Below are 4,502 nucleotides of genomic sequence, written 5' to 3' on the forward strand. Positions count from 1 at the left end.
AAACCCCATCAATGGGAACCGTGGCGCAAAACTGAATTTTTCACAGGCGACCAGCTACAACCGCGTGGTCATCGCGCTCAAGACCCACGACAGGGCCAGCCTGACTCAAAAAGACCTCGATCTGGCAACGGCGATCGACGCGCTTTAGCCCTGCCGCTCTTCGGGCTGCGGCAAGGCGCGCGCCAGCGCAATCCGGCGCACGCCCAGCCAGCCCAGATAAAGCGCAAGGCCGACCGAGAGCGTCTCGTGATAGGCTGGCACATCGGCGGCAAACAGCCTTAGAAAATGGCCGATCGCCAGGCCCGCCGGCACCAGCGCCGCAATGGCCGGCGCCCCCGGAGCGTTTTTGAAATGAAGGGCAAAAGCGCTCATGCCCGCAACGATGAACACCAGGGCCAGAAGGTAGAACGGGGTAAAAACGATATCTGAATGCTCAACGGCACCCTCGGCGATGGCGCCCAGCACGCCCGAGGTCAGAACGATGATCATCACCATGGCAAAACAAAAGGCGCCGAAGGCCGACAGGGCGATTCCCACCCGGCCCGGCCGCGCCATGCCCGGCAAATCCTTGAGCGTCCAGATGCTGGCACCGGCCAGCGTCATGCCGACCGTGGCAATGGTGCCGCCCAGAACGGTGATCTGGCCGCCGGTGAGCATGATGGCTTCGCCCAGCGCCCAGAGGGCACAGCCCAAAAGCAGGATGACAGCAAGGATCATAAACGGGTTCCGGTCTTGCGCCGCTCACGCATCGAAAGCCCGAGCTGGATGAAGGTCAACGCCATAACCAGATCGATAAGCGGTTGGACGAGCGCTGGGAACGCGACAAAACTGCTCACCAGCGACATTGCGATCGAAATGCTCATAACGATCCCGATCCACACCGGATAGGACGAGGACGTGATCAGCCAGACCGCGAGCGCCATCGCGCCGATCAGGGTGACCAGCGCAATGGCGATAAAGACCGGCATTTGCGCCACCACGCCCATGGGCAGGGTTCCCATGCTGATCGACCAGGCGGCAATGCCGGCAAATCCGAGGGCCCCGAGCCCGATCATGATGATGGCCAGCCGGGCCAGCCGGTTGCCGCGCGCCTCCGGCCAAAGCCCTCCAAAGCCGATCATGACCAGAATCAACGCCCCGCCCGCGATGCCGCTGCTCACCGCCGTATGGCCGCCGGCGAGAATTTCGAGCACCTCACCGACGACGCGGACCAGGCCTCCCACGATCAATGCCCACGCCGCAATCATCGCGCCCGGCTTCTCCCCAACGCAAACTCGAGATTCATGGCGCGACCCTATCGTGGCCCTTGCCAGAAAACAACGACCTCCAAATTGCCTGTGGCAGGCAAACGACATTGGAAAAAATCCTTGCTCACGACATCGCCAGAACGCTTGAGCACGACACCGGCGGTCCTTACCTTACGAGCCGGCCCGAGCCGATGGAATCGACCCGGTGCCAAGGTTTTTGATGGTGCGCGGCTCAGGCCGGCAACGAGGTGCGGTTCCATGTTCGATTCTCTGGCAAAGCTGTTTCGGCAACCCGAAAAGGGCACGTCCCAGCCAACCGATCCGCGCCTCGCGGTTGCCGCGTTGCTCGTCCATCTCGCCTCGGTGGACGGAACCGCCAGCCCCATCGAAACAAAGGCCATCACCAATGCGCTCAAGGATTACTACGGGCTCGACGAATCCGAGGTGAAACGCCTCATTGCCGAAGCCCGACGCCGCGACCGCGATGCCGTGGATTTCTATCAGTTCACGTCCAAACTTTCCCAGCTCGAAGAGCCCGAAAAGATCGAGATCATCCGCATGATGTGGCAGGTGGTGTTTGCCGACGACACCAATCACGAGCTCGAGGACAACATGGTCTGGCGGGTCGCCGAGTTGATCGGGGTCTCATCGCGCCAGCGCACCATCCTGCGCAATCAGGCAAAGCGGCCCACCACCCCGCCCGACGCCAATCCCGAAACGGACGAAACGGCGTAAGATTTCGCATTCTGCGAGGCGCAATCGTTGCAAAATGCAAGGCTGGACGCCCCCGACAGGGCATCGATCCCAACATATTGAGACAAATTCGGACCACTGCACCCCATATCGGTTAACCGGTTGTTGGCACGCTCTGTGCATTGTATGCCCCTGTCCGGATCTTTGTGTGTTGCGTACCGGGCAAACTCTTGCAAAGGCCCGACCCTCGCGTAATTGAGGCGGGCCTTTTTTCTTTTCCGGGGAACCGGGCGCGGCCATCAGATCGCCACACCCATTTCCATAAGGCGTTTCGCGTTCTATATAGAACCGATTGCACAAAGGGACCGCCAATGCTGTTTGGACTTTTACAATTTGTCGACGTGGTCTTGGGCCTCGTCATCTTCATCATGATCGCCCAGGTGATCATGAGCTGGCTTCTGGCCTTCAACATCCTCAACATGTCCAATCAGTTCGTCGCGACTGTCGCCAATTTGCTCTGGCAGCTGACCAATCCGCTTCTGGCGCCCATCCGGCGATTTGTTCCCAGTTTCGGCGGCCTGGACATTTCCCCGATCGTTCTGTTCCTGGCGATCTATTTCATCCGTCTGGTGATCCTGTATCCGCTCATGCGACAGGTCGCCATGCAGGGGCTGTGAGCCGCCCCTCCTTTTACACGCTCGTTTCCGATGGCGCGCGGATCGCCCTGCGCGTCACACCCAATGCCAGCGCCGACAGGCTCGACGGCGCACAGACCCGCGCTGACGGAAGCTGCGCCCTCAGGGTCCGCGTTTGCGCTCCGCCCGACAAGGGCGCGGCCAATCACGCCGTCATCGCCCTTTTGGCCAAGGCTCTCTCCCTGCCCAAATCCGCCCTCGCGATTTCCAGCGGCCAGACCAGCAAAACCAAGGTGATTCTGGCCCGTGGAGACACGGAAGCCCTTTATACTGCGCTCGAGGATCTGGCAGACCGATAGGTCAACACTGATGCCCGGCGAACTTCATTGCCTTTCAAGCCGATAGACACAAATAAGCCAGCAATACTGACCAAAATAAAGCGCAAGAATAGAGGATTGCCTCTGCGTTGATCTTGGGCCATCCTTCGTTCTGGCCGCAGTAAAATGCGGGTCTTTGCTGTCGCCAAGGGAGAGGAAATTTTGGCGGCGGTGCAAGAAGGGAAGTAGACCGGACTGCGTCGGGTGCCAGGGCCTTGTACCGAGCCTCTCGACACGCCGCTCCGGGCGCAAAGTGAGGGGAATACCACTATGACTTTGGCCTTATGGCTGATTATTGCCTGTGGCGTCCTGTCGGTCGTCTATGGCATCGTGACAACGCGTTCGCTTCTGGCCGCCGATGCCGGCAGCGCCCGCATGCAGGAGATTTCCGCTGCGGTCCGCGAAGGCGCCACCGCCTATCTCAAGCGCCAATACACAACCATTGCCATTGTCGGCGTCGTCATCCTTGTCGTTGCCTGGCTGCTGCTCGGCATCTATGCGGCGATCGGCTTTCTGATCGGGGCCGTGCTCTCGGGCGCCGCCGGGTTCATCGGCATGCACGTTTCGGTGCGCGCCAATGTGCGCGTCGCCCAGGCGGCAACCACATCGCTGGCCGGCGGGCTCGATCTGGCGTTCAAATCGGGTGCCGTGACCGGACTGCTGGTTGCCGGTCTGGGCCTGTTGGGCGTCACCGTCTATTTCCTCGTTCTTTTGGCCATGGGGTTTGATGCGACCGACCGGACCGTCATCGACGCTCTTGTCGCCCTGGGCTTCGGGGCCTCGCTGATCTCCATTTTCGCCCGGCTGGGCGGCGGCATCTTTACCAAGGGCGCCGACGTGGGCGGCGACATGGTGGGCAAGGTCGAAGCGGGCATCCCCGAGGACGATCCGCGCAACCCCGCAACCATCGCCGACAATGTCGGCGACAATGTCGGCGACTGCGCCGGCATGGCGGCGGATTTGTTCGAGACCTATGTCGTGACCATCGTTGCCACAATGGTTTTGGCCGCGATTATCCTGCCGGTCGATCTGAGACTGATCGGCATGGTGCTGCCCCTCGCCATTGGCGGGGTGTGCGTTCTGACCTCGATCGCCGGCACCTATTTCGTCAAGCTCGGCGCCTCGGGCAACATCATGGGCGCGCTCTACAAGGGCGTCATCGCCACCGGCGTCCTCTCGCTTGTCGCCCTCGTCCCGGTCATGTGGCTGATCTTTGGCGACATGAGCCGAGCCATCGCGGTCGGGGACATCACCTTCACCCCCTGGGCCCTCTATGGCTGTGGGGTGGCCGGACTGGTCATCACCGGGCTGATCATCTGGATCACCGAATATTATACGGGCACCAACCGGCGCCCGGTCAATTCGATCGCCGAAGCCTCGATCACCGGGCACGGCACCAATGTGATCCAGGGGCTTGCCGTTTCGCTTGAATCCACCGCGCTGCCCGCGCTGGTCATCATCGCGGGCATCATCGTCACCTATTCGCTGGCCGGATTGTTCGGCATCGGGGTTGCTGTGGTCACCATGCTGGCCCTGGCCGGCATGATCGT

7 protein-coding genes are annotated in these 4,502 nt (G+C 61.2%); 5 read left to right on the plus strand and 2 right to left on the minus strand.

The genetic code is table 11. From position 1 onward, the window contains the following. Window positions 1-31: 31 nt before the first annotated feature. A complete protein-coding gene (locus AACZ55_RS15505; protein ID WP_339647553.1) occupies window positions 32-148 on the plus strand; it encodes a 4a-hydroxytetrahydrobiopterin dehydratase in 117 nt (38 codons plus the stop codon). On the opposite strand, the gene AACZ55_RS15510 is transcribed toward AACZ55_RS15505, so the two are convergent. Both AACZ55_RS15510 and AACZ55_RS15515 read right to left on the minus strand, forming a co-directional pair. Then, window positions 145-717, minus strand: coding sequence for a hypothetical protein (locus AACZ55_RS15510; protein ID WP_339647544.1), 573 nt, complete (start codon window positions 715-717; stop codon window positions 145-147). The genes AACZ55_RS15505 and AACZ55_RS15510 overlap by 4 nt on opposite strands. Further along, window positions 714-1,247: a hypothetical protein gene (locus AACZ55_RS15515; RefSeq protein ID WP_339647546.1), complete on the minus strand. Its 534-nt coding sequence runs from the start codon at window positions 1,245-1,247 to the stop codon at window positions 714-716. The genes AACZ55_RS15510 and AACZ55_RS15515 overlap by 4 nt, the downstream gene beginning before the upstream one ends. A 258-nt stretch (window positions 1,248-1,505) precedes the next feature. Here AACZ55_RS15515 and AACZ55_RS15520 point away from each other — a divergent pair, with 258 nt between their 5' ends. The 4 genes from AACZ55_RS15520 to AACZ55_RS15535 all read left to right on the plus strand — a co-directional run. Continuing rightward, window positions 1,506-1,982 carry a TerB family tellurite resistance protein gene (locus tag AACZ55_RS15520; protein ID WP_339647548.1) on the plus strand — a complete coding sequence of 159 codons (477 nt, stop codon included), beginning with the start codon at window positions 1,506-1,508 and terminating at the stop codon, window positions 1,980-1,982. Between the two features lie 332 nt (window positions 1,983-2,314). Then, the gene (locus AACZ55_RS15525; protein ID WP_338610782.1) at window positions 2,315-2,617 is read left to right on the plus strand and encodes a YggT family protein; all 303 of its coding nucleotides are present in this window, start codon (window positions 2,315-2,317) and stop codon (window positions 2,615-2,617) included. Beyond that, the gene (locus AACZ55_RS15530; protein ID WP_339647549.1) at window positions 2,614-2,934 is read left to right on the plus strand and encodes a DUF167 family protein; all 321 of its coding nucleotides are present in this window, start codon (window positions 2,614-2,616) and stop codon (window positions 2,932-2,934) included. Before AACZ55_RS15525 ends, AACZ55_RS15530 begins: the two co-directional genes overlap by 4 nt. Before the next feature lie 288 nt (window positions 2,935-3,222). Further along, the coding region (locus tag AACZ55_RS15535) for a sodium/proton-translocating pyrophosphatase (protein ID WP_339647551.1) at window positions 3,223-4,502 on the plus strand (1,280 nt) is incomplete at its 3' end.

Origin of the sequence: uncultured Pelagibacterium sp., assembly GCF_963972885.1 — a bacterium.
Lineage (GTDB): Bacteria > Pseudomonadota > Alphaproteobacteria > Rhizobiales > Devosiaceae > Pelagibacterium > Pelagibacterium nitratireducens.

Excerpts from the sequence above, each read along its gene's own strand:
- AACZ55_RS15515 (WP_339647546.1), bottom strand. The coding sequence starts at position 1,247 with ATGATTGCGGCGTGGGCATTGATCGTGGGAGGCCTGGTCCGCGTCGTC.
- AACZ55_RS15510 (WP_339647544.1), bottom strand. The coding sequence starts at position 717 with ATGATCCTTGCTGTCATCCTGCTTTTGGGCTGTGCCCTCTGGGCGCTG.
- AACZ55_RS15520 (WP_339647548.1), top strand. The coding sequence starts at position 1,506 with ATGTTCGATTCTCTGGCAAAGCTGTTTCGGCAACCCGAAAAGGGCACG.